We start from the raw sequence: 22,372 nt of genomic DNA on the forward strand, positions 1-22,372 counted from the left end.
CGTTCGGCGAACTCGAACCTTGATCGGCGTCAATCCTGGGCCGGAGGCTTCTCGTCCAGATGGTCGTAGAGGATGCGCTCGGCGTCGCCCTTGGGATCCTCGTACTGACCCGAGCGCATGGTCCAGAAGAAGGCCAGCAGGCCCAGCGCGCCGAGACCGATCGAGGCTGGAGCCAGAAAAAGGACGATGTTCATCGGCGCATCCACAACCGGGGCCGCGCCGCGTTCAGCAGCACCACGATCGAGGAGCCCGACATGGCCAAGGCCGCGATGAACGGATTGACCAGGCCCGCCATCGCCGCCGGCATGGCCACGAGGTTATAGAGCGCCGAGAAGCCGAAGTTTTCCAGCGCCCGGCGGTGGGCCGAACGGGCGGTGTCGATCGCCTCGGCCACCGCGCCAAGGTCCTCGCCGGTGAAGACCAGGTCGGCGGCGTTCTGGGCGGCGTCGACCGCCGCGCCGGGAGCCATGGAGGCGTGGGCCTTGGCCAGGGCGGCGGCGTCGTTGAGGCCGTCGCCGACCATCAGCACCTTGCGGCCCTGAGCCTTGAGGCCGTCGACGATGGCGGCCTTGTCGAACGGCGTCAGGCCCCCGCGCCAGTGATCGACCCCGACCGCCTGGGCGATGTCGCGCACCGGACCGGCGAGATCGCCCGACAGCACCTCGACCGACAGACCCATGCGGCGCAGGCGCGCGATGGCCTCGCCGGCGTCAGGACGGGGCCGGTCCTCGAATACGAAGCGGATCTTCACGTCGCCTTCGAAGCCGAACCACAGCTCGGTCTCACGATCGTCGCCGTCCTTGATCCCGACGAAGGCGGCGCGGCCCAGGCGCGCGCGGCGGCCATCGACCACGCCCTCGACGCCCTGCCCGACCGTCTCGACGGCGTCAGCGGCGATGGGACCGGCGCCGGCTTGGGCGCCTAGGGCCTTGGCCAGCGGGTGGCGCGAGGCGCGGGCCAGCGGCGCTGCCAGAGCGACCAGATGGGCCGGGGCGTCGACCAGGCGCGGACGGCCTTCGGTCAGCACGCCAGTCTTGTCGAAGACCACGTGATCGACCTCGGCCAGCCGCTCCAGGGCCGCGCCGGACTTGACCAGCACGCCCTTGCGGAAGAGCCGGCTGCTCGCGGCGATCTGCACGGCGGGCGCGGCCAGGCCCAGGGCGCAGGGACAGGTGACGATCAGCACCGCCGCCGCCCGCAACAGCGCCTCGCGCGGCCCCAGGCCCAGCGCCCAGCCGCCGACGAAGGTCACGGCCGCGGCGGTATGGACGATGGGGACGTAGAGCGCGGCGGCCTTGTCAGCCAGGCGGACATAGGCCGAGCGAGTCTGGGCCCCAGCCTCCATCAGCCGGGCGATGGCGGCCACGGTGGAGTCTTCGCTACGCGCCGTGGCGGTCATGACCAGCCGGCCGGAGAGGTTCAGGGCGCCGGCGTGCAGCCGCGCGCCGACCGCGACCGGCGCCAGGGCCGTCTCGCCGGTGATCAGGGCGTTGTCGATCTCCGAGCGCCCCGCCTCGACCACGCCATCGACGGGGACGCGATCGCCAGGCGCGACGACCAGGCGGTCGCCGACGACGATCTCGGCGACGGGGACGCCCTGTTCGCCCTCACCGGAGAGGCGCACGGCCACGGGGGTTTGCAAGGCCAGCAGATCGCGCGCCGCCGAGCGTGCGTTGGCGCGCAGGCGATGATCCAGGTAGCGGCCGATCAGCAACAGGAACAGCAGGGTGACGGCGGCGTCGAAATAGGCGTGCCGGCCGCGCAGCATGGTCTCGGAGAAGCTGACGATCAGCGTCAGGATGACGCCGATCGAGATCGGCACGTCCATATTGGCCTTGCCGCGCTTCAGCGACGCCCAGGCCGAGCGGAAGAACGGCCGGCCGGCGAACAGCGCGCAGGGCGTCGCGACGATCGCCGCCATCCAGTACATCAGGGTCAGGGTCGCCGACGTCAGCTCCTGGCCGAACAGTCCCGCCCAGGCCGGGACGGTGAACATCATGACGTTGCCGGCTCCGAAGCCGGCCACGCCTAGCGCCACGGCCAGCTCGCGGCCTTCGCGATCGATCGCGGACACCGCCTCGGCCGGGTCGAACAGGCAGGCGCGGTAGCCCAGGCCCTCGACGGTCTCGACGACGCGTTCGGGATGGGCCTCCTGACCCGAGAGCTCGACGGCCAGCTTGCCCGTCGTCAGGTTCAGCCGCGCGCTCGCCACACCCGGAAGGCCAGCGACGGCGGTCTCGATCTTGCGGATGCAGGCGGCGCAGCGGGCGCCGGTGACCAGCAGCTCGAGCCGCCCTCGCCCGGCTTCGTCGCGGCGGACGAAGGCTTCGAGATCGCGCTCCAGGGTCAGGCTGGCGCTCATCTGGCCGGCTCCACCAGGCGGGTCTCCAGTTCGAAGACGTCACGGCTGTTGCGCGCGGTGGCCCGCAGGTCCCAGGCCCCGTCCAGACGCCCGCGAGCCTGGTAGCGACCATCGCCCAGCGGCTTGAAATCGAGGACCTGGCGGCCGGTCTCGGTGGCCGGACGCTCCAGCACACCGGTCAGGGAGAGCCGGTCCAGCGGAGCGCCGCTCTTGTCGACGAGGCGAACTACGACCGAATCCTCATCGACCTTCAGGACCGACGCCGTCCAGCCCAGGGCCGCCTCGCGTCGGCGCTGGGCCAGGGTCTGGTTGAAGGCCAGGCCCGCTTCGTAAGGATTGGAGGCCACTTGGCCCGAGAAGGTGCCGTAGGCCTTGATCATGAAAAACGTGTCAACACCGATGACCACGGCGAAGAACGCCACGACGGCGATCAGGACGTGCCAGCCGGTGATGGGCTTGGCGTGGGATGAAGCGACGGTCATTGCGGGTTCGCGGCTCCAGAGAGGAAGACGGTCTTGGCGGCGGCCTCGACGTCGCCGTTGCGGGCGATGAAGCGGACCGGCGTGCTGGCGGCGAGGTCAGTCCCGGCGGGCGCGGTGACGAAGACCCGCACCGAAGCGACCTGGTCGGCCGGCACGGTGACGCTGACAGGTCTGGCTGCGCCCGGCTGGCTGAGATGCGCCCCAGGCACGCCGTCGAAAGCCACCTCGAACCTGCGCGCGAAGAAGGTGCGATTGGTGATCTTCAGCGTATAGCCGTCACGCACCGCGCCATCGTGCATCCGCACGAAGATCGGGTTGCGATCGCGGATGACGTGGAGATCGGCCTTGGGCCGACTGACCAGCGACCACAGGGTCAGGCCGCTGACCACCGCCAGGGCCAGGGCGTAATAGACGGTCCGCGAACGCACAGGCTTATAGGTCGCCTTGCTCCCGCACGCGCGTTGGGCGACGGCTGCATCGGTGTCATAGGCGATCAAGCCGGTAGGCCGACCGAGCTTGAGCATGATCTCGTCACAGGCGTCGACGCAGAGGCCGCAGTTGATGCATTCCATCTGCGCGCCGTCTCGGATGTCGATGCCCATCGGGCAGACCACCACGCACTGGCGGCAGTCGATGCAGTCGCCGCGCCCGGCCCAGTCCTGGCCCTTCTTGTGGGGGCCACGCGGCTCGCCGCGATCATGCAGGTAGGTCACCTGCAGCGAGTGCTGGTCCAGCATGGCCCCCTGGATGCGCGGCCACGGGCACATGTAGGTGCAGACCTGCTCGCGCATCCAGCCGGCGAAGACATAGGTGGTCGCCGTCAGCAGGGCGCAGGAGACATAGGCCGTCACCGGCGCCTGGCCGGTCCAGAAGTCGCGGATCAGGGTCGGCGCATCGTGGAAGTAGAAGATCCACGCGCCGCCGGTGCCGAAGGCGATGGCTAGCCAGACCAGGTGCTTGCCGGCCTTGCGCCACAGCTTGTCGAACGACAGCGGCGCTGCGTCCAGGCGCATGCGGGCGTTGCGGTCGCCCTCGAACAAGCGCTCGACCACGATGTAGAGGTCGGTCCACACCGTCTGCGGGCAGGCGTAGCCGCACCACAGCCGACCAAACAGCGCCGTGACCAGGAACAGCGCCAGGGCGCCGGCGATCATCAGACCGGTGATGATGTGCACGTCCTGCGGCCACAGCTGGATGTCGAAGAAGTAGAAGCGCCCGCCGGTGAAATCGATGAGCGCAGCCTGCTGCGGGAAGCCTTCGGGACGCTTCCAGCGGATCCAGGGCGTGACATAGTAGATCGCCAGGGTCGCGATCAGCAGCGCCCACTTCACCCGCCGCCAGGTCCCGTGGACCAGCTTGGGATAGATCGGCTCGCGCGGCCTGTAGAGGCCGCTGCCCTTGGGCGCGCCCTTCCCCTTGGCGTGGGCGGCGGCCGAGACCGCAGTCCGCTCCTTGGGCTTGGTGTTGTCGATGACCGTGGGCATGGCCCGCTATTGCCCGCCTGCGTTGGCGTGGACGTAGACGGCGATGGCCTTGATGGTCTCGGGGCTGAGGCGGCCGCCCCAGGTCGGCATCACCCCACCGTTGCCGGCGAAGATCTGGCCGCGGATGGCGGTCCTGTCAGCGCCATAGAGCCACTCGCCGTCAGTCAGGTTAGGCGCGCCGACGGACTGGTCGCCCTTGCCCTCCACGCCGTGGCAGGCCGCGCATTGGGTCTCGAAGATCGGCTTGGCGCGGGCGATGGCCCCGGCGTCGGCCGGACGGTTCGACAGGTGGACGACATATTCGGTCAGGTCGTCGATCTGCTCGGGCTTGAGCAGCTCGTCGCGGCCGAAGGCGGGCATCTGGGACATCCGCGCGCCGGGGGCACCGGTCCGCACGCCATGGGTGATGGTGTAGTGGATGCCCTCCAGCTTGCCGCCCCACAGCCAGACGTCGTCGCGCAGGTTGGGATAGCCCTTGCTCCCCGTACCGCCGATGCCGTGGCAGGTGGCGCAGTTGTCGCCGAAGACGGACTGGCCGACCTGCTGGGCGTAGGCCTGGAGCTTGGGGTCCTTCTCGATCTGTTCCAGGCTGGCGGTGCGTAACTGGGCCGCGCCCGCTCCGCGCTGGACGTCGAGGGCGGTCAGCTGCTTGCCGATCTCCACGCGGTCGGACTGGTGCAACAGGCCCTTGGTGTAGCCATGAATCCCCGGCCAGGCCGGCATCATCACCCAGTAGCCGATGGCGAAGGCGATCGAGCCATACCAGACCCACAGCCACCAGCGCGGCAGCGGGTTGTCCAGTTCGCGGATGCCGTCCCACTCGTGGCCGGTGGTCTCGACGCCGGTAACGTCGTCGGTCTTGCGTTCGGAAGCCATCAGGAGAGCTCCTCGTCATCCAGCGGCATGCGCGCGGCGTGTTGGAATTCGGCCTTCTTGGAAGGCCGCAGGGCGTAGAGGACGCCGGCCAGGAAGATCAGGCCGAAGTAGATCAGCCCGCCCTGCTGGGCGAAGCGCGCCACGGTCTCGTAGGACAGGTCGCTCATCGCTGGTTCTCCGGCGACTGGGCCTTGTAGGACTTGAAGTCGACCTGGGTCCCCAGCATCTGGAGATAGGCCACCAGGGCGTCCATCTCGGTGATCCGGTTCGGATCACCGTCGAAATCGCGGTTGACGACCTTGGCCCCGTAGCGGCCGCGCAGGGCGACGGCGTCCGTGGAGTAAGGATCGGCCTGGGCCTCCAGGTCCTTCTTGGCGTTGGTCAGCTGGTCGGCCGTGTAGGGCACGCCCTCGGTGCGCAGCACCTTCATGCGGTCGACGATGTCGCCATAGTCCAGCTCGTGCTCGGCCAGGAACCTGTAGGGCGGCATCACCGACTCCGGCACGACGGAGCGCGGATCGATCAGGTGGTCGCGGTGCCAGGCGTCGGAGTACTTGCCGCCCACGCGGGCCAGGTCCGGCCCCGTGCGCTTGGACCCCCACTGGAATGGGTGGTCGTACATGCTCTCGGCGGCCAGGCTGTAGTGGCCGTAGCGCTCGACCTCGTCGCGCAGCGGGCGGATCATCTGCGAGTGGCAGAGATAGCAGCCTTCGCGGACATAGATGTCGCGGCCGGTCAGCTCCAGCGGGGTGTAGGGTCGCACGCCCTGCACCTTCTCGATGGTGCCCTGCAGCCAGAACAAGGGGGCGATCTCGACCAAGCCGCCGATCGAGACGACCACGAGGATGCCGATGATGAGCAGCAGCGAATGCCGCTCGAACTTGGCGTGATGCTTCCAGACGGACATGGGCGGCCTCAGGCGATCGCGGTGGCGGGAGCGGCCGCAGCGTCGGCCGGTTCAGCGGAGGGCGAGGCGATCGTCTTCCAGACATTGACGACCATGATCAGCGCGCCGGCCAGGTACATCAGGCCCCCGACAGTGCGGATGACGTTCTCGATGTGCTTGGCCGAGACGGTCTCGATGAAGCTGTAGGCGAGGAAGCCTTGGGGCGTGTATTCGCGCCACATCAGGCCTTCCATGATGCCCGAGACCCACATCGCGGCGATGTAGAGCAGGATGCCCGTGGTCGCGATCCAGAAGTGCCACTCGATCAGCTTGGTCGAGTACATCTCCTTCTTCTTCCACAGCCACGGCACCAGGCAGTAGACCGCGCCGAAGCTGATGAAGCCGACCCAGCCCAGCGCGCCGGAGTGCACGTGCCCGATGGTCCAGTCGGTGTAGTGGCTCAGCGCGTTGACGGCGCGGATCGACATCACCGGGCCTTCGAAGGTGCTCATGCCGTAGAAGGCGATCGAGACGACCATCATCCGGACCACAGGGTCGGTGCGCAGCTTGTCCCACGCGCCCGACAGGGTCATCAGGCCGTTGATCATGCCGCCCCAGGACGGCATCCACAGCATGATCGAGAAGGTCATGCCCAGGGTCTGGGCCCACTGCGGCAGGGCCGTGTAGTGCAGGTGGTGCGGGCCGGCCCAGATGTAGATGAAGATCAGCGCCCAGAAGTGCACGATCGACAGGCGATAGCTGTAGACCGGCCGCTCCACGCGCTTGGGCACGAAATAGTACATCATGGCCAGGAAGCCGGCGGTCAGGAAGAAGCCGACGGCGTTGTGGCCGTACCACCATTGCACCAGCGCATCCTGGACGCCCGAAAAGACGCCGTACGAGCGGTGGTTCAGCAGGCCGACCGGGATGGCGGCGTTGTTGACCAGGTGCAGCAGGGCGATCGTGACGATGAACGCCAGGTAGAACCAGTTTGCCACATAGATGTGGGGTTCCTTGCGCTTCCAGATCGTGCCCAGGAAGACCAGCAGGTAGGCGACCCAGACGATGGTCAACCACAGGTCGGTGTACCACTCGGGCTCGGCGTATTCCTTGCCCTGGGTCGCGCCCATCAGGTAGCCGGTCGCGGCCAGCACGATGAACAGCTGGTAGCCCCAGAACACGAACCACGGGGCGATGCCGCCGGCCAGCTTGGCCTTGCAGGTGCGCTGCACGACCCAGAAGGACGTGGCGATCAGGGCGTTGCCCCCGAAGGCGAAGATCACCGCCGAGGTGTGCAGCGGCCTAAGGCGTCCAAAGTTCAGCCACCCGGCGTCCGGGAAATAGAAGATCGTCGGCCAGGACAGCTGGGCGGCGATGACCACGCCGGCCAGCAGGCCTGCGGCCGCCCAGAACATCGTGGCGATGACGCCGGCCTTGATGACGTTGTCGCTATAGCGGTCGGGATGCTCGACCAGCGTGCCGCCGGAGAGGCCTCCGTTCAGCACAAAGGCGGCGATCACCCCGGCCAGGGCGATCGTCTCGGCCTGCAGCCGGAAGATCGGATCCTGGGTCAGGCCCGCGCCGAGGATCGCCAGGAATGCCCCGACGACCGAGATGATGAGGAGCGCTGCTGATCCCGCTGGGGGACTTAATCCCAGGGAAGGACTGGCGCTGGTGGAGGACGGGGCGGACATGCAGACTCCCTGCGGCGAACCTGCCCCGTGGTGTCATGCGTCCATCCGGCCGGCTTTGATGCGCGTCAAAGCCAGCAACGCGATCCGGGACGACTGTCGCTCCATGCTTCCGGAGAGCTTCATGTCGGCCAAGTTTCGCCTCATCGCCCCGCTCATGGGCGCGACCGCCCTGGTCGCCTGGACGATCGCCTTGGGCCAGGCCCTGCCCCGACTGATGGCGGGTCCGCTGTGCAGCAGCCAGCAGGACGCCTGGTCGCTGGCGGGTCACTGCCCGGCCTGCTTCGTCGCGGCGGGGCTGACCGTCGCATTCGGGATCAGCCTGGCTCTGGCGCGCCATCAGGTCGCCCCCGTCAGGCTTCCGACGCGCCCCTGACAGATACGCTTGAGGGTCCGGGCCGGAGGGAGTAGTGCGATCCGCAGATGCCCAAGATCCTCACGATCGAAGACGACCCCGGCACCGGCCAGGAAATCGTCGCCGAGCTGGAACAGCACGGCTTCGAGGTCGAGCTGGTCGCCGACGGGCGCGAGGGCCTGATCCGCGCGGTCAGCGGCGACTTCGACGCCATCACCCTGGATCGCATGCTGCCCAGCCTGGACGGCCTGGCGATCATCACCGTCATGCGCGGCGCGGGCGTCGAGACGCCGGTACTGATGATCAGCGCCCTCAGCGATGTCGACGAGCGGGTGAAAGGCCTGCGGGCCGGCGGCGACGACTACATGACCAAGCCCTTCGCGTCGGAGGAACTGGCCGCGCGGCTGGAAGTGCTGCTGCGCCGCCGGGCCAGCGCCCCGCGCCAGACCACCTTGACCGTCGCCGACCTGGAGATCGACCTGCTGGCGCGTACGGTCCAGCGCGGCGGGACCGAGATCCGGCTGATGCCGACCGAGTACAAGCTGCTGGAATTCATGGCCCGCAACTCCGGTCAGATCGTCACCCGAACGATGATCTTCGAGGCGGTGTGGGGCTATCACTTCGATCCCGGCACCAACCTGATCGACGTGCATATGGGCCGCCTGCGCAAGAAGATCGACCGGGCCGGCCTGCCGGCGCTGCTGCACACGGTCCGTGGCGCGGGGTACGCTCTCCATGCGCCTGCGTGAGCTCTGGCGGGCCAGCCCGTTCCGCCTGACCCTGCTGAACGGCGCGGTGTTCGCCGTGGCCGTGGTCTTCCTGCTGGGCATGATCTACTGGCGCACGGCCGGCTATATCACCCGCCAGCTGGACGCGATCATCGTCAGCGAGGGTACGGTCCTGGCCAACGGACCAGCCGACACCCTGCCCCAGCGGGTCCGGGCCGCCGTCGCCGCCGACGGCCGGGCTATCGCCTATTACGGCCTGTTCTCGGAAGACGGCGTCTACATCACCGGCAATGTCCGCGCCCTGCCCGCCGACGCCCAGGCCGACGGCGAGCCGCGCACGCTGAATGAGCCCGGCCTGCAGTTTGGCGCGCGCGGCCTGGTGCGCCGCCTGCCCTGGGGCGAGCAGCTGTTCGTGGTCCACGACGCCAAGGTGCTGACCGGGCTGCGCGACATCCTGATCAACGCCCTGGCGGTCAGCGGCGCGGTGGCCCTGCTGCTGGGCCTGGGCGTCGCGGCCCTGCTCAGCGTCGCGCCCCTGCTGCGCATCGAGCAGCTCCAGGCCGCCAGTCGGGCGGCGCGGTCGGGCGAACTGGGCGTGCGCCTGCCGGTCTCGCATCGCCGTGACGAGATCGACATGCTGGCCGCCCTGGCCAACGCCATGATGGACGAGACCGAGCGCCTGCTGTGGGAGGTGAAAAGCGTCGGCGACAATGTCGCCCACGACCTGCGTACGCCGCTGAACCGCCTGCGCGCGGCGCTCTATCGCGCCACCCAGGAGAACTGCCAGCAGGATCGCGGCGAGATGGTCGAGCGCGCCCTGGCCGACACCGATGAGCTCTTGGTCCGCTTCCGCGCCCTGACCCGCATCGGCGAGATCGAGCGCCGCGACCGCCAGGCCAATTTCGAGACCGTCCGCCTGCAGGACGTGCTGGAGCATGTGCTGGAGCTGCACGATCCGGTCGCCGAGGACCTGGGCGTCACGCTGGTGTCCAGCTTCGATGTCGATGCCCCGACCGTCTTCGCCGACCCGGCCCTGCTGTTCGAGGCGGTCAGCAACCTCGTCGATAACGCCTTGAAATTCACCCCGCGCGACGGCGCCGTGCAGGTGCGGCTGCGAACCCGCGACGAGGGTCCGCGTATCGAGGTGGTCGACAACGGTCCCGGCGTGCCGGAGGACGAGCGTGAAGTGGTGCTGAACCGCTTCTACCGCTCGCAACGCACCCGCGATCTGCCGGGCTCGGGCCTGGGCCTCAGCATCGTCGTGGCCGTCGCTCGCCTGCACCACTTCACCCTGTCGCTGGACGACGCCCAGCCGGGCCTGCGGGTGTCGCTGGACTGCTGGCCGCGCGGACTGGAGGCTTAAGGGTGCGGCTGCTGCACGCCAGCCACCGGCCGCGCGACCTCTATCTGGCCAGGGCCCTGATCCAGGCCGGCCACGTGGTCGAAACCTTGACCAGCCCCGGCGACGCGGCCGTCGCCAGCGCCGGTGACGACTATGACGCCGTGCTGCTGGAGGTCGCCGACCTGGCCGACGCGCCCTTGGCGGCCCTCTCCCGCTGCGCCGACCGCGCCATCGTGGTGCTGATCGCCGACCGGGCCGAACCCGCCGCCCGCGCCGCCGCCCTGCGCGCCGGCGCCGACGCCTGCCTGATCCGGCCCGTCCATGTCGTCGAGCTGGAGGCGCGCCTGGCCGCCCTCGCCCGCTTCGCGCCCGCCGCCGCGCCCATCACCGGGAACGAGACACCGCTAAGCCTGAACCCCAATGCTCGCACCGCCAGCCTGGACGGTCAGGTCCTGTCCCTGCCCGCCCGCGACTATGCTCTACTGGCCTATATGGTCGATCACGCGGGCGAGGTGCTGAGCGCCGAACGCATCCTCAAGCACGTCTGGGGCGAGAGCGACGATCCCCGTCCCGAGCGCGTGCGCATGGCCGTCGCCCGCCTGCGCCAGAAGCTGGAAGCGGCTTTCGGACGCCCCCTGCTCGAAACCGTGCGCGGCCATGGCTATCGGTTCGGCGGCAACATGAAAGAAGTTTCATCCGGCTGAGACGGCGGGTTTAGGCGAACGGGCGCATCTCCCCCTGGCGCAGCTTCTGTACGCGCCGATCCCGCGAGTCCTTTCCCCCCACCCGAACGGGGCTCGCGGGATCCCCCACCTGCAAGTCCGGAGCAGGCCGCTTGAACGCCATCGTCCGCATCGCCCTGCTACGCCCGCTGACCTTCATCGTCATGGCGATGTTGATCCTGATCTTCGGCGTCCTGGCGGCCCTCGGCACACCCACCGACATTTTCCCCGAAATCCGCGTGCCGGTGATCGGCGTGGCCTGGAACTATGCCGGCCTGTCGCCGCAGGAGATGGCCGGCCGCATCGTCACGCCCTACGAGCGGGTGCTGTCGACCACGGTCAACGACATCGACCACATTGAGAGCCAATCACTGCCCGGCATCGGCATCGTGAAGATCTACTTCCAGCCCGGCGTCGACATCCGCACGGCCACCGCCCAGGTGACCTCGATCTCGCAATCGGCCGTGCGCCAGATGCCGGCCGGCACGACCCCGCCGCTGATCATCAACTACAGCGCCGCCACGGTGCCGATCCTGCAGCTGGCCCAGGCCGGCAAGTCGCAGTCCGAGCAGAAGCTGTTCGACCTGTCGCAGACCATCGTCCGCCCCGCCCTGATCAGCGTGCCCGGCGCGGCCATTCCCTATCCCTACGGCGGCAAGGTCCGGCAGATTCAGATCGACCTCGACCCCGTCGCCCTGCAGTCCAAGGGCCTGTCGGCGCAGGACGTCTCCAACGCCCTGGCCGCCCAGAACCAGATCCTGCCCGCCGGCACGATCAAGATCGGCGCCTTCCAGTACAATGTCCGCCTGAACGACGCGGCCGAGACGATCGAGGAGCTGAACGCCCTGCCGATCAAGACGGTCGACGGCGCGACCATCTACATCCGCGACGTCGGCCAGGTGCGCGACGGCTCGGCCCAGCAGACCAACGTGGTGCACGTGGACGGCGCCCGGGCGGTGCTGTCGACCATCCTGAAGAACGGCTCGGCCTCGACCCTGGCCATCGTCGACGGCGTCAAGGCGCGCCTGCCGATTCTGAAGGAGACCCTGCCGGAAGACTTCAAGATCACCCCGCTGAACGACCAGTCGCTGTTCGTGAAGGGCGCGATCGGCGGCGTCATCAAGGAAGGCGTCATCGCCGCGGCCCTGACCAGCGTCATGATCCTGTTGTTCCTGGGCAGCTGGCGCTCGACCGTGATCATCGCGGTGTCGATCCCGCTGGCCATCCTGGCCGCCATCGCCGCCCTGTCGGCGATCGGCCAGACGATGAACATCATGACCCTGGGCGGCCTGGCCCTGGCCGTCGGCATCCTGGTCGACGACGCCACGGTGACCATCGAGAACATCAACTGGCACCTGGAGCACGGCAAGGACGTCAAGACGGCGATCCTGGACGGCGCGGCTCAGATCGTGACCCCGGCCTTCGTCTCCCTGCTCTGCATCTGCATCGTCTTCGTGCCGATGTTCATGCTGAAGGGCGTGGCCGGCTTCCTGTTCGTGCCGATGGCCGAGGCCGTGGTCTTCGCGATGATCGCCTCGTTCGTCCTGTCGCGGACCCTGGTCCCGACCCTGGCGATGTATCTGCTCAAGCCGCATGACACCGAGCGGCTGGACTACGAGCACGCCTCGGAGCACGGCCATGCCGGCGCGCCGTCGCGCAATCCGCTGGTCCGCTTCCAGCGCGGCTTCGAGACCCGCTTCGGCAAGCTGCGCGAGGGCTATCGCGACCTGCTGGTCATGGCGATGAAGTCGGGCCGCGTGTTCATCATCGGCTTCATGGTGGTGGTGCTCGCCTCGTTCGGCCTGGCGCCGTTCCTGGGCAGCAACTTCTTCCCAACCGTCGACGCCGGCCAGATCACCCTGCACGTCCGCGCCCCCGTGGGCACGCGCCTGGACGACGCCTCGCTGCTGTTCGGCCAGGTCGAGAACGCCATCCGCAAGATCGTGCCGGCCGACGAGATCGCCTCGGTGGTCGACAACATCGGCATCCCGAACAGCTCGATCAACATGGTCTACAGCAACTCGGGCCTGATCGGCCCGCAGGACGGCGACATCTTCGTGGCCTTGAAGGCCGAGCACGGTCCGACCGCCGACTACGTGAAGACGTTGCGCGAAGAACTGCCCCGGCAGTTTCCGGGCGCGACCTTCTCGTTCCTGCCGGCCGACATCATCAGCCAGATCCTGAACTTCGGCGCGCCGTCCCCGATCGACCTGCAGGTCGCCGGTCCCAACGCCGCCGCCAACCGCGCCTACGCCAACAAGATCCTGGCTCGCCTGAAGACCATCCGCGGCCTGGTGGACGTGCGCATGCAGCAGCCCGAGGGCGCGCCTCAGCTACGCGTCGACGTGGACCGCTCGCGCATGGCCCAGCTGGGCCTGACCGAGCGCGACGTGACCAACAGCGTCGTGGCCTCGCTGGCCGGCAGCTCGCAGGTCTCGCCGACCTTCTGGCTGAACCCCAAGAACGGCGTCTCCTACCCGATCGTGGCCCAGGTGCCGGACTATCGCGTCAAGTCGATGTCCGACCTGGCCGGCATCCCGATCACCGGGACCAGTGGGACGCGCGAGGCCCAGATCCTGGGCGGCCTCGGCACCATCAAGCGCGACAGCGCCCCGGCCGTGGTCAGCCACTACGACATCCAGCCGGTGCTCGACATCTACGCCACCACCCAAGGCCGCGACCTGGGCGCGGTGACCGCCGACATCAACAAGGTGCTGAAGGACCTGGCCAAGGAGCGTCCGAAGGGCGCGACGGTCACCCTGCGCGGCCAGATGGTGACGATGAACGCCGCCTTCACCGGCCTGGGCTTTGGCCTGATCGCCGCCATCGTGCTGATCTACCTGCTGATCGTCGTGAACTTCCAGTCGTGGCTGGACCCGTTCGTGATCATAACCGCCCTGCCCGCCGCCCTGGCCGGCATCGTCTGGATCCTGTTCGCCACCGGCACCACGCTCTCGGTGCCGGCCTTGACCGGAGCGATCATGTGCATGGGCGTGGCGACGGCCAACTCGATCCTGGTGGTCAGCTTCGCCCGTGAGCGCCTCAACGCCACCGGCGATGCGATCACCGCCTCGATCGAAGCCGGCTTCACCCGCTTCCGTCCGGTGCTGATGACCGCCCTGGCCATGATCATCGGCATGGCCCCGATGGCGCTGGGCCTCGGCGAAGGCGGCGAGCAGAACGCCCCCTTGGGCCGCGCCGTGATCGGTGGCCTGATCTTCGCCACGACCGCCACCCTGCTGTTCGTCCCCGTCGTCTTCAGCCTCGTCCACGGCCGCAAGAAGACCTCGGAGGACGCCCCCAACACCGCCCCGATCGCCGGAGCTTCCCATGCCTGATCAACACTTCGCCGCCCAAGGCGGGATCTCCACGCGTAGCCTGAAGCTGGCCGGGACCGCGGCCCTCGTCCTGGCCGCCGTCGTGGTGGTCGGTGGTGTCGCCGCCCGCGTCCACGCCGACCAATCGCTGAAGACCTGGACCCACGAGCAGGCCATCCCGACCGTCAGCCTGGCCAAGGTGACGGGTGGCGGCCATGCCGACCTCGTCCTGCCCGGCGACGTCCAGGCCTTCTACACCGCGCCGATCCACGCCCGGACCAGCGGCTACCTCAAGCGCTGGTACGCCGACATCGGCCAGCGCGTGAAGGCCGGCCAGGTCCTGGCCGAGATCGACACGCCCGACCTCGACCAGCAGGTTCTGCAGGTCCGCGCCAACCTCGCCACCGCCCAGGCCAATCAGCGCCTGTCGGCGATCACGGCCAAGCGTTGGGAAGGCCTGGTCGCCCAGGACGCCGTGTCGCGCCAGGAAGCCGACGAGAAGACCGGCGATCTGGCCGCTCGCAACTCGGCGGTCAACGCTGCCCAGGCCGACCTCAACCGCCTGCTGGCCCAACAGGCCTTCAAGCGCATCACCGCCCCGTTCGACGGCGTGGTCACCGCCCGCAACACCGATATCGGCCAGTTGATCTCGGTCGGCGGCTCGGCCGACAACGCCCTGTTCACGGTCGCCGACCAGCATCGCATGCGCATCTATGTCAGCGTGCCGCAGAACTATTCGTCGCTGGTCCATCGCGGCCTGACCGCTCAGGTCGAGGTGCCGGAATATGCGGGCCAGACCTTCACCGCCTCGGTGGTCAATGACGCCCAGTCGGTCGGTCGCGGCGGGGCCATGCTGGTCGAACTGCAGATCGACAACCCTGACGGTCGCCTCAAGCCCGGCGCCTACGCCCAGGTATCGTTCAAGCTGCCGTCGGCCGCGACGACGACCAAGGTCGCCTCGACCGCCCTGCTCTTCAAGCACGACGGCCCGACCGTCGCGGTTGTCGGCGCCGACGGCCACGTGAAAATCCGCCCGGTGACCATCGTCCGTGACCTGGGCACCGAGGTCGAGATCGGCGCGGGCCTGCAATCGGGCGAGCGCGTGGTCGACAACCCGCCCGAAGCCCTGGCCAACGGCGATCTCGTGCGCGTGGCCGGCGTCGCGGCGCCTGGAGCGGCCCATGCCAAAGGCTAAGACTCTGCTGTTGGTCGCGGCGGCGGCCTCGGTCCTGGCCGCCTGCGCTAGCGCCCCGCCCTATGTTCCGCCGGCGGTGACCACGCCGGTCGCGTTCAAGGAGACCGGCCCCTGGACCCCGGCCGCTCCCGCCGATGCGCAAGCGCGCGGCGACTGGTGGATGGTCTATAGCGACACCACGCTGAACGACCTAGAGGCCCGCGCCGCCAAGGCCAATCCCAGCCTCGCCGCCGCCGTCGCCGCCCATGACCAAGCCTCGGCCCTGGCCGCCCAGGCCCGCGCTGGCCTCTTCCCGTCGCTCGACGGCTCGGCCGTGGCCAGCCGCCAGCGCCGCTCGGACAACGCGCCGCTGCGCAATGGCGGCGTGGACGAGTATTCGACCCGCCAGGTCGTCGCGACGGCCTCCTACGAGGTCGACCTGTGGGGCCGCGTGCGCAGCCAGGTCGCCGCCGGAGCCGCCCAGGCCCAAGCCACGGCAGCCGACCTGGAGTCGGTGCGCCTGGCCCTGCAAGCCGAACTGGCCGACAGCTACCTGGCCCTGCGCGGCCTCGACGCCCAGACCAAGCTGCTGGTCGACACGGTCTCGGCCTATCAGCGGGCCCTGGACCTGACCCAGATCCGCCACAGCGGCGGCGCAGCCACCGGCCTTGACGTCGGCCGGGCCCAGACCCAGCTGTCGACCGCCAAGGCCCAGCTCAGCGACGTCGCCGCCCAGCGCGCGCTCTATGAGCACGCCATCGCCGCCCTGGTCGGCGAGACGGCCTCGACGTTCAACCTGCCGGCCGCAGAGATCGCCTTCGCCCAGCCCAAGGTTCCGGTCGGCGTGCCGTCGGCGATCCTGCAACGGCGTCCCGACATCGCCGCCGCCGAGCGCCGCGCCGCCGCCGCCAACGCCCAGATCGGCGTGGCCCAGGCCGCCCGCTTCCCGGCCCTGACCATCGCTGGCCAGGCCGGCTGGCAGTCGGCCGGCGGCGTCGATCTGTTCGAGGCCCCCAACGCCTTGTGGCTGCTGGCCCCGCAGATCGCCGGCTCGATCTTCGACGGCGGCCGCCGCAAGGCCGGGGTCGAGGCCGCCAAGGCCGCCCATGCCCAGGCTGCGGAAAACTATCGCGGCGTGGTGCTGGCGGCGTTCCGTAATGTCGAGGACCAGCTGGCCCTGGCCAACCGTCTGGCAGATCAAGCCAAGGACCAGGACGACGCGGTGGCCTCGGCCAAGCGCACCGAGGACCTGGCCATGATCCGCTACCGCCAGGGCGCGGCCACCTATCTGGACGTGGTCACGGCCCAGACGGCGGCGCTGACGGCCGAGCGCGCGTCGCTGGTGCTGCAGACCCGTCGCCTGCAAGCCTCCGTCGATCTCGTCCGCGCGCTGGGCGGCAGCGCCTCCTAGCCCGCCGGCGGCTTGGCCGGCTGGCCGTTGATCTTGACGTTGTCGAAGGTCAGGCCGTCCACGTAGCGGACGATGTCCTGGCCCGAAACGTCGTTGAACTCGCAGTCGATCAGCCGCACGTCGCGGATCGGCGCGTTGGCGAAGCCTTGCAGGTCCAGCGCGCGCGGGCTGTGGCCGCTGACCAGCCGCTCGACCACAAGGTTCCGGAACACCGGCGCATACGGCCCGTTGGCGCCTTCCTGGTAGTTGTAGTCAACGGTGATCACCGCCTTGGCTACTTCGCCGACGGCGATATCGCGCACGTGGATGTTCTCCAACGTGCCGCCACGCATGGCGTTGTTCTTGAAGCGGATGGCGATGTCCAGGCGCGGGCTGTCCATCCTGCAGCGCTCGACGAAGACGTTGCGCACGCCGCCGGTGATCTCGCTGCTCAGGGTGACGCCCCCGTGGCCGTCCTTCATCTGGCAGTCGCGGATAATCACGTTCTCGGTCGGCTTGTTCAGCCGCCGGCCGTCGGCGTTGCGGCCGGACTTGATGGCGATGCAGTCGTCGCCGGTGTCGAACACGCAGCCCTCGATCAGCACGTCGCGGCAGGATTCCGGATCGCAGCCGTCGTTGTTGGGGCCGTGGCTGTGGATGTTGAGCTTGCGGACGATGACGTTCTCGCACTCGACCGGATGCACCTCCCACATCGGCGAGCCGATGATCGTCAGGCCCTCGATCAGGACGTTCCGGCAGCGATAGGGCTGGATGAACATCGGCCGGATGGTCGTACCCGCGCCGAACACGCGCTGGGCGACCGGGACGCCGGCCTCGGCCATTTCCGTCAGGCGCTTGCGGTCGTCGACCACGCCCGGCGGCTTGCGCCGAATCCAGTTCCACCAGTGCTCGGCGTCGGCCTGGCCATCCAGCACGCCCTCGCCGGTCAGCGCGATATCGTGCTGCTCCAGGGCGTAGATGAACGGCGAATAGTTGATCAGTTCCACGCCTTCATGACGGGTCAGCACGGCTGGCAGATAGGCGGCGGGGTCCTGCAGGAACTTCAACGTCGCGCCCTTGGCGACGTGCAGTTCGGTCCGGCTCTTCAGATGGACCGCCCCGGTCAGCCAGATTCCCGCCGGCACGACCACGCGGCCACCGCCGGCCTTGGCGGCCGCCTCCAGCGCGGCGGCGATCGCCTTCGTGCAGTCGGAGTCGGGCTTGGCTCCGAACCTGGTGATCGGGAAGTCGCGACGCGGGATCGACGGCGGCCTGATCCGGGCCAGGATGACGTCGGCCTCCTTCCAGGCGTCGTCGCGACCAGGCGCGGCCGAGGCGAGCGTTGGCGCGCCGGCCAGCGCGGCCGTCGAGGCGATCAGGGCGCGGCGGGTGGTGTTCATCGGCTCGGTCCTCACGGCAGCGGCAGGGGATCGCGGCCGCCGCGCCAGGTCCAGCGCACCTGGTCGGGCTGGCCCAGCTTGCGGTCGGCGGCGCGGACGAAGGCCAGTTCCTTGTCGAACTCGGCTTCCTTGAGCGGCACGCCCACGGCGTCGATAGGATTGACGAAGGTCACCGGACGCGGGAACGCAGCCAAAGCGAGGTCCGCCAGCTCGTAGCGACGCAGCACGCCGGGTGGCAGCACCTCGGGCAGCTCGCGCTGGATCGGCTGGTCCACCGCCATGTGGAAGGCGGCCAGGCTGTTGTCGGCATAGATCGCCGCCACACGGTCATCTACCGCGCCCAGGTGCAGCGCAACCGGTCCCAACGGCCCCAGTCCGTAGACACGGATCGCCTTGGGATCGACATCCGAGCGCGCCGCCAGCCAGTCCATGGCCCGCAAGGCGTCGTCCAGCCGCAGGCCCAGCGGTGTCTTGTTCACCAGCAGGGCGCGGGTGGCCAGCAGGTTCCAGTCGCCCAGCACCGTGGCCTTGATCTCCTCGGTCCCGCCAGCGCCGCGCGCCACCAGAGTCAGGACCAGATTGCCGGCCTTGGCCAGGCGCGCGGCCTCGGCCTTCACGGCCTGCGGCTGGCTGGTCAGCAGCAGCACAGCTGGATGGTGCCCCTCGCCTTCCGGCAAGGTGAGCATGGCGTCGGCGAACTGACCATCGGCGACCTTCAGGCGCAGGGCGCCGTTCGCACCCTCCACCGCCTCGGGCGGCGCGGCGCCGGGCTGGATCGCCGCGAAGGTCACGGTTTGGATGTCGCTCTTCAGTCTCGCACGCAGGGATGCGACGTCGGCGGTCGAGGCCACGACTGGGCGCTTGGCCGACACCTGCTTGGCGCGCGCCGCATTGAGGGTCTGGATCGTCTCGCCACCGATCGAGGTCGAGATCTGCCCCGTGGGCGTGACCAGCAGCTTATCCGGCGACAGCCTCGGCGGCGCGACGAACGGGCGCTTGTCGGGCGCGTCCTTCAGCCACCGCGTGAAGAAAGCGACGATGTCGGACGAGATCGGCGCCAGGGCCCCGTGACCGCCAGGGCCGTAGATCCAGCTCAGCCGGTCGTCGGCACCATAGAGCTTGTAGACGCCCTTGATCTCCTCGACGGCCGCCTTGGCGCCGGCGAACGGGAACATGTCCTCGGTCGTGGAGACCACGGCATAGGCGCGCGGCGCGGCCATCTCGACGAAGTCGGCGATGTCCAGGCCGGCGGCCAGGAAGCCCGGGATCGACTGCTCGCCGTCCTGCGGGCCGACGGTGGACAGCAGGTGGTCGAAGTCGGTGACGTAGCAGGCCGTGGCGGTGGCCTTCACCCGCTCGTCCAGGGCCGAGAGGAACGCGGTGATCGTGCCGCCGCCCGAACAGCCGAACGCCCCCAGCCGCTGGGCGTCGACGTCCGGCCGCGCGGCCAGGTAGTCCAGCCCCCGCACGGCGTCCCAGATGAAATAGCGCGAGACGTGGTCGCCTACCGGCGCGGTCTGCCAGGCGGCCAGGCTGTGCTCGCCGGTGGGACGGCCAACCTTGGAGGCGCCCAGCTCGGAATCATAGTGCTGCAGCCGTTCGCCCTCGGAGACGATGTCGTAGGCCAGCACGATCATGCCGGCCCGCGCCAGGTTCACCGCGAAACCGCGATTGCCGATCTTGCCGTCCAAGCCATGGCCCGGCGCGACGATGATCGCCGGAAAGGGCCCCTTGCCGGTCGGCACATAGACATTGGCCGTGACGTGATAGCCCGGCAGGCTGTCATAGGTGATCTTCTCGACCCGGAAGCCATCCTCCTGGATCACCCCGAAGGTCTTGGCGACCAGCGGCGTGCGGACCTGCGGCAGACCGCCGATCAGCTCCAACACCTTGGCCTTGTTGCGGGCGCGGCGCGCTTCCGCCTCGGCCTGGGTCTTCAGGCTGGCGATCTCGCCCTGGCGGGCCTTCAGGTGTTCGCGGGCCAGGCCGTCGACATAGGCGGTGAGTTCTGCGCGGCCGGTCGCGGCGCTCTGGGCTTGGGCCGAGCCGGCGAACGCCAGCAAGATCGTGGCGGCCGCCACGGCGGCGCATCGGCTGTTCCTGGTCATCCACTTCCCCAAACTGACACCGGTGTCACGCACTATGCGGCGCGCCCGACGTTCCTGATCCCTGGTCTTGCATATGGGATTTCAGAGGGATGCTTGGACCAGCCCGGTGGACTGTCAATCCACTCTTGCGCCCGCCCCTGCCAAGGAGCAGGCGCAATGGATCACCTCGCGCGATCGACAATGATCTCGACGAGATCGGCGCCAGGCGTTCATAGAGCGTGACATGCGGTCCCCGATCCATCTGAACGCCCTGCGGGCCTTCGAGGCCAGCGCGCGGCACGGCAGCTTCTCGCTGGCGGCGGCCGAGCTGAACGTGACGCCGGCCGCGGTCGGCCAGTTGGTCCGGACACTGGAGGACTGGCTGGGCGCGCCGCTCTTCCATCGCGGCGCCACCGGCCGCGCCCGGCTGGTCCTGACCGAGGCGGCCGAGCGCGCCTTGCCGGACATCCGCGCCGGGTTCGACAGCCTCAGCCTGGGTCTCGCACGCCTGCGTGAGGCCAGTTCCAACGGCGTGCTGACGGTCACGGTCAGTCCAGCCTTCGCCGCCAAGTGGCTGCTGCCGCGCCTCGACCGGTTCCAGGCCGCCTGGCCGGATATCGACGTGCGGCTGGACACCAGCCTCAAGCTTCTCGACTTCGTCGCCCAGGGCGTCGACATCGGCGTGCGTTATGGACGCGGGACGTGGTCGGGCCTCGTCGCCGAGAAGCTGATGGAGGAAGAGGTCTATCCCGTCTGCTCGCCAGTGATGGCGGCTACTTTCCGGTCCGTGGCGGACCTGGCCGGGCACACCCTGATCCACGATCTGTCGGTGGACGCCGCCGCCGGCTTCGCGACGTGGGAGACCTGGCTACGGAACGCCGGCGCCCCCGAAGTCCCGACCGCCCGAGGCCTGCGGATCAACAACTCGGCGGCCGTACTGCAGGCGGCCATCGACGGTCACGGTGTGGCGCTGGCCCGCAGCATCATGGCCCACGACGACCTGGCGGCCGGACGGCTGGTCCGGCTGTTCCCGGAGATCACCGCCCCCTCGGCCCTCGCCTACTACGTGGTCCATCGCGCCGAGTGTGGAAGCCTGCCCAAGCTGGCCGCCTTCCGGGCGTGGCTCATCACGGAAGCCAACAGCCCGCGCTAAAGTTTTCCTTTATCGGACAGCAAGATCTTCCCGTTTGTCGGCATCCGCCCGCCGGCCGATGATCCCTTCGACATCAACACAGGCCTGACGGTCCAGCCGGGAGCGCGATACGCTTTCCGGCGCGTGGCCACACGCCTCGAACGGAAAGAAAAACCATGCGCTTTGCAGGCAAGATCGCCGCGATCACCGGCGGCGGCTCAGGGATCGGCAAGGAAACCGCCGCGCGGTTCGTGGCCGAAGGCGGCAGCGTCGCCCTCAATGGTCGCGACCGGGCCAAGCTGGAGGCCGCCGCGCGCGAGATCGACCCGACGGGTCAGCGCGTCGTCGTCTCGGCCGGCGACATCGCCGATCTGGCCACGGGCGCGGCGCTGGTCGAGACCGCCGTCGCGAGGTTCGGCAGGCTGGACGTGCTGGTCAACAACGCCGGCGTCTTCAATCCCAAGCCGTTCCTGGAGCTGACCGAGGCCGACTACGACTGGTACCTGGACACTATCCTGAAGGGGAAGTTCTTCACCGCCCAGGCCGCCGCCAAGGCGATGACGAACGGCGGCGCGATCGTCCAGACCGGCTCGATGTGGGCCATCCAGGCGATCGGCGCGACGCCTTCGGCGGCCTATTCGGCCGCCAATGCCGGCGTCCACGCCATGGTCCGCAACCTGGCCATCGAGCTGGCTCCGCTGAAGATCCGCATCAACGCCGTGGCCCCGGCCGTGGTCGAGACGCCGGTCTACAACACCTTCCTGTCGGACGAGCAGGTCAAGGAAGTCCTGCCGACCTTCGACGCCTTCCACCCGCTGGGCCGCAACGGCCAGCCCGGCGACGTCGCCGAGGCCATCCTGTTCCTGGCCTCGGACCAAGCCGCCTGGATCACCGGCGCGGTGCTGCCGGTCGATGGCGGCGTCACCGCTGGTCGCCAGTAGGCG

19 protein-coding genes are annotated in these 22,372 nt (G+C 69.1%); 9 read left to right on the top strand and 10 right to left on the bottom strand.

Annotated elements, in window-relative coordinates:
- Window positions 1–29 precede the first annotated feature (29 nt).
- The 8 genes from ccoS to ccoN are packed head-to-tail and all read right to left on the bottom strand — an operon-like array spanning window position 30 to window position 7,784.
- Complete coding sequence (gene ccoS / locus AC07YH_RS03200; protein WP_494745566.1) at window positions 30–194, bottom strand: cbb3-type cytochrome oxidase assembly protein CcoS; 165 nt, start codon at window positions 192–194, stop codon at window positions 30–32.
- Window positions 191–2,362, bottom strand: coding sequence for a heavy metal translocating P-type ATPase (locus tag AC07YH_RS03205; RefSeq protein WP_494745567.1), 2,172 nt, complete (start codon window positions 2,360–2,362; stop codon window positions 191–193). The genes ccoS and AC07YH_RS03205 overlap by 4 nt, the downstream gene beginning before the upstream one ends.
- Window positions 2,359–2,844 carry a FixH family protein gene (locus tag AC07YH_RS03210; protein WP_494745568.1) on the bottom strand — a complete coding sequence of 162 codons (486 nt, stop codon included), beginning with the start codon at window positions 2,842–2,844 and terminating at the stop codon, window positions 2,359–2,361. Before AC07YH_RS03210 ends, AC07YH_RS03205 begins: the two co-directional genes overlap by 4 nt.
- The gene (ccoG, locus tag AC07YH_RS03215; protein ID WP_494745569.1) at window positions 2,841–4,328 is read right to left on the bottom strand and encodes a cytochrome c oxidase accessory protein CcoG; all 1,488 of its coding nucleotides are present in this window, start codon (window positions 4,326–4,328) and stop codon (window positions 2,841–2,843) included. The genes AC07YH_RS03210 and ccoG overlap by 4 nt, the downstream gene beginning before the upstream one ends.
- A gap of 6 nt (window positions 4,329–4,334) precedes the next feature.
- Window positions 4,335–5,204, bottom strand: coding sequence for a cytochrome-c oxidase, cbb3-type subunit III (ccoP, locus tag AC07YH_RS03220; RefSeq protein ID WP_494745570.1), 870 nt, complete (start codon window positions 5,202–5,204; stop codon window positions 4,335–4,337).
- Window positions 5,204–5,371, bottom strand: a complete 168-nt coding sequence (locus tag AC07YH_RS03225; RefSeq protein WP_494617272.1) for a cbb3-type cytochrome c oxidase subunit 3 — start codon at window positions 5,369–5,371, stop codon at window positions 5,204–5,206. The genes ccoP and AC07YH_RS03225 overlap by 1 nt, the downstream gene beginning before the upstream one ends.
- Window positions 5,368–6,111 (bottom strand): cytochrome-c oxidase, cbb3-type subunit II, encoded by a 744-nt coding sequence (ccoO, locus tag AC07YH_RS03230; RefSeq protein WP_494617276.1) that lies wholly within the window; start codon window positions 6,109–6,111, stop codon window positions 5,368–5,370. Before ccoO ends, AC07YH_RS03225 begins: the two co-directional genes overlap by 4 nt.
- 8 nt (window positions 6,112–6,119) lie before the next feature.
- Window positions 6,120–7,784 (bottom strand): cytochrome-c oxidase, cbb3-type subunit I, encoded by a 1,665-nt coding sequence (gene ccoN, locus AC07YH_RS03235; RefSeq protein WP_494745571.1) that lies wholly within the window; start codon window positions 7,782–7,784, stop codon window positions 6,120–6,122.
- A 121-nt stretch (window positions 7,785–7,905) separates the two neighbouring features.
- On the opposite strand from ccoN, the gene AC07YH_RS03240 reads away from it, so the two are divergent.
- The 7 genes from AC07YH_RS03240 to AC07YH_RS03270 all read left to right on the top strand — a co-directional run bounded on the left by AC07YH_RS03240 (window position 7,906) and on the right by AC07YH_RS03270 (window position 16,830).
- On the top strand, window positions 7,906–8,157 hold the full coding sequence (locus tag AC07YH_RS03240; protein WP_494745572.1) for a hypothetical protein: 252 nt from the start codon (window positions 7,906–7,908) through the stop codon (window positions 8,155–8,157).
- Between the two features lie 47 nt (window positions 8,158–8,204).
- Window positions 8,205–8,885: a response regulator transcription factor gene (locus AC07YH_RS03245; protein ID WP_494745573.1), complete on the top strand. Its 681-nt coding sequence runs from the start codon at window positions 8,205–8,207 to the stop codon at window positions 8,883–8,885.
- On the top strand, window positions 8,872–10,227 hold the full coding sequence (locus tag AC07YH_RS03250) for a sensor histidine kinase (protein WP_494745574.1): 1,356 nt from the start codon (window positions 8,872–8,874) through the stop codon (window positions 10,225–10,227). The genes AC07YH_RS03245 and AC07YH_RS03250 overlap by 14 nt, the downstream gene beginning before the upstream one ends.
- A gap of 2 nt (window positions 10,228–10,229) precedes the next feature.
- Window positions 10,230–10,910: a winged helix-turn-helix domain-containing protein gene (locus AC07YH_RS03255; protein ID WP_494745575.1), complete on the top strand. Its 681-nt coding sequence runs from the start codon at window positions 10,230–10,232 to the stop codon at window positions 10,908–10,910.
- Window positions 10,911–11,041: 131 nt separating this feature from the next.
- Window positions 11,042–14,266 carry an efflux RND transporter permease subunit gene (locus AC07YH_RS03260; protein ID WP_494745576.1) on the top strand — a complete coding sequence of 1,075 codons (3,225 nt, stop codon included), beginning with the start codon at window positions 11,042–11,044 and terminating at the stop codon, window positions 14,264–14,266.
- Window positions 14,259–15,440 carry an efflux RND transporter periplasmic adaptor subunit gene (locus AC07YH_RS03265; protein ID WP_494745577.1) on the top strand — a complete coding sequence of 394 codons (1,182 nt, stop codon included), beginning with the start codon at window positions 14,259–14,261 and terminating at the stop codon, window positions 15,438–15,440. Before AC07YH_RS03260 ends, AC07YH_RS03265 begins: the two co-directional genes overlap by 8 nt.
- Complete coding sequence (locus AC07YH_RS03270; RefSeq protein ID WP_494745578.1) at window positions 15,427–16,830, top strand: efflux transporter outer membrane subunit; 1,404 nt, start codon at window positions 15,427–15,429, stop codon at window positions 16,828–16,830. The genes AC07YH_RS03265 and AC07YH_RS03270 overlap by 14 nt, the downstream gene beginning before the upstream one ends.
- On the opposite strand, the gene AC07YH_RS03275 is transcribed toward AC07YH_RS03270, so the two are convergent.
- Both AC07YH_RS03275 and AC07YH_RS03280 read right to left on the bottom strand, forming a co-directional pair.
- Window positions 16,827–18,209, bottom strand: coding sequence for a glycoside hydrolase family 28 protein (locus AC07YH_RS03275; protein WP_494745579.1), 1,383 nt, complete (start codon window positions 18,207–18,209; stop codon window positions 16,827–16,829). The genes AC07YH_RS03270 and AC07YH_RS03275 overlap by 4 nt on opposite strands.
- An 11-nt stretch (window positions 18,210–18,220) precedes the next feature.
- On the bottom strand, window positions 18,221–20,317 hold the full coding sequence (locus tag AC07YH_RS03280; protein WP_494745580.1) for an alpha/beta hydrolase family protein: 2,097 nt from the start codon (window positions 20,315–20,317) through the stop codon (window positions 18,221–18,223).
- 223 nt (window positions 20,318–20,540) lie between these two features.
- Here AC07YH_RS03280 and gcvA point away from each other — a divergent pair, with 223 nt between their 5' ends.
- Both gcvA and AC07YH_RS03290 read left to right on the top strand, forming a co-directional pair.
- The gene (gcvA, locus tag AC07YH_RS03285) at window positions 20,541–21,449 is read left to right on the top strand and encodes a transcriptional regulator GcvA (protein WP_494745581.1); all 909 of its coding nucleotides are present in this window, start codon (window positions 20,541–20,543) and stop codon (window positions 21,447–21,449) included.
- A gap of 155 nt (window positions 21,450–21,604) precedes the next feature.
- Window positions 21,605–22,369, top strand: a complete 765-nt coding sequence (locus tag AC07YH_RS03290) for an SDR family NAD(P)-dependent oxidoreductase (RefSeq protein WP_494745582.1) — start codon at window positions 21,605–21,607, stop codon at window positions 22,367–22,369.
- Window positions 22,370–22,372 lie beyond the last annotated feature (3 nt).

The sequence above is a fragment of the Caulobacter sp. GW456-12-1-14-TSB4 genome, from assembly GCF_059424195.1.

Bases quoted from the DNA above. Each gene is read 5' to 3' on its own strand.
- AC07YH_RS03210 (WP_494745568.1), bottom strand. From the start codon at position 2,844: ATGACCGTCGCTTCATCCCACGCCAAGCCCATCACCGGCTGGCACGTC.
- AC07YH_RS03265 (WP_494745577.1), top strand. From the start codon at position 14,259: ATGCCTGATCAACACTTCGCCGCCCAAGGCGGGATCTCCACGCGTAGC.
- ccoS (WP_494745566.1), bottom strand. From the start codon at position 194: ATGAACATCGTCCTTTTTCTGGCTCCAGCCTCGATCGGTCTCGGCGCG.
- AC07YH_RS03225 (WP_494617272.1), bottom strand. From the start codon at position 5,371: ATGAGCGACCTGTCCTACGAGACCGTGGCGCGCTTCGCCCAGCAGGGC.
- AC07YH_RS03205 (WP_494745567.1), bottom strand. From the start codon at position 2,362: ATGAGCGCCAGCCTGACCCTGGAGCGCGATCTCGAAGCCTTCGTCCGC.
- gcvA (WP_494745581.1), top strand. From the start codon at position 20,541: ATGCGGTCCCCGATCCATCTGAACGCCCTGCGGGCCTTCGAGGCCAGC.
- AC07YH_RS03275 (WP_494745579.1), bottom strand. From the start codon at position 18,209: ATGAACACCACCCGCCGCGCCCTGATCGCCTCGACGGCCGCGCTGGCC.
- AC07YH_RS03270 (WP_494745578.1), top strand. From the start codon at position 15,427: ATGCCAAAGGCTAAGACTCTGCTGTTGGTCGCGGCGGCGGCCTCGGTC.
- ccoP (WP_494745570.1), bottom strand. From the start codon at position 5,204: ATGGCTTCCGAACGCAAGACCGACGACGTTACCGGCGTCGAGACCACC.
- AC07YH_RS03240 (WP_494745572.1), top strand. From the start codon at position 7,906: ATGTCGGCCAAGTTTCGCCTCATCGCCCCGCTCATGGGCGCGACCGCC.
- AC07YH_RS03245 (WP_494745573.1), top strand. From the start codon at position 8,205: ATGCCCAAGATCCTCACGATCGAAGACGACCCCGGCACCGGCCAGGAA.
- AC07YH_RS03280 (WP_494745580.1), bottom strand. From the start codon at position 20,317: ATGACCAGGAACAGCCGATGCGCCGCCGTGGCGGCCGCCACGATCTTG.
- AC07YH_RS03290 (WP_494745582.1), top strand. From the start codon at position 21,605: ATGCGCTTTGCAGGCAAGATCGCCGCGATCACCGGCGGCGGCTCAGGG.
- ccoO (WP_494617276.1), bottom strand. From the start codon at position 6,111: ATGTCCGTCTGGAAGCATCACGCCAAGTTCGAGCGGCATTCGCTGCTG.
- ccoG (WP_494745569.1), bottom strand. From the start codon at position 4,328: ATGCCCACGGTCATCGACAACACCAAGCCCAAGGAGCGGACTGCGGTC.
- AC07YH_RS03250 (WP_494745574.1), top strand. From the start codon at position 8,872: ATGCGCCTGCGTGAGCTCTGGCGGGCCAGCCCGTTCCGCCTGACCCTG.
- ccoN (WP_494745571.1), bottom strand. From the start codon at position 7,784: ATGTCCGCCCCGTCCTCCACCAGCGCCAGTCCTTCCCTGGGATTAAGT.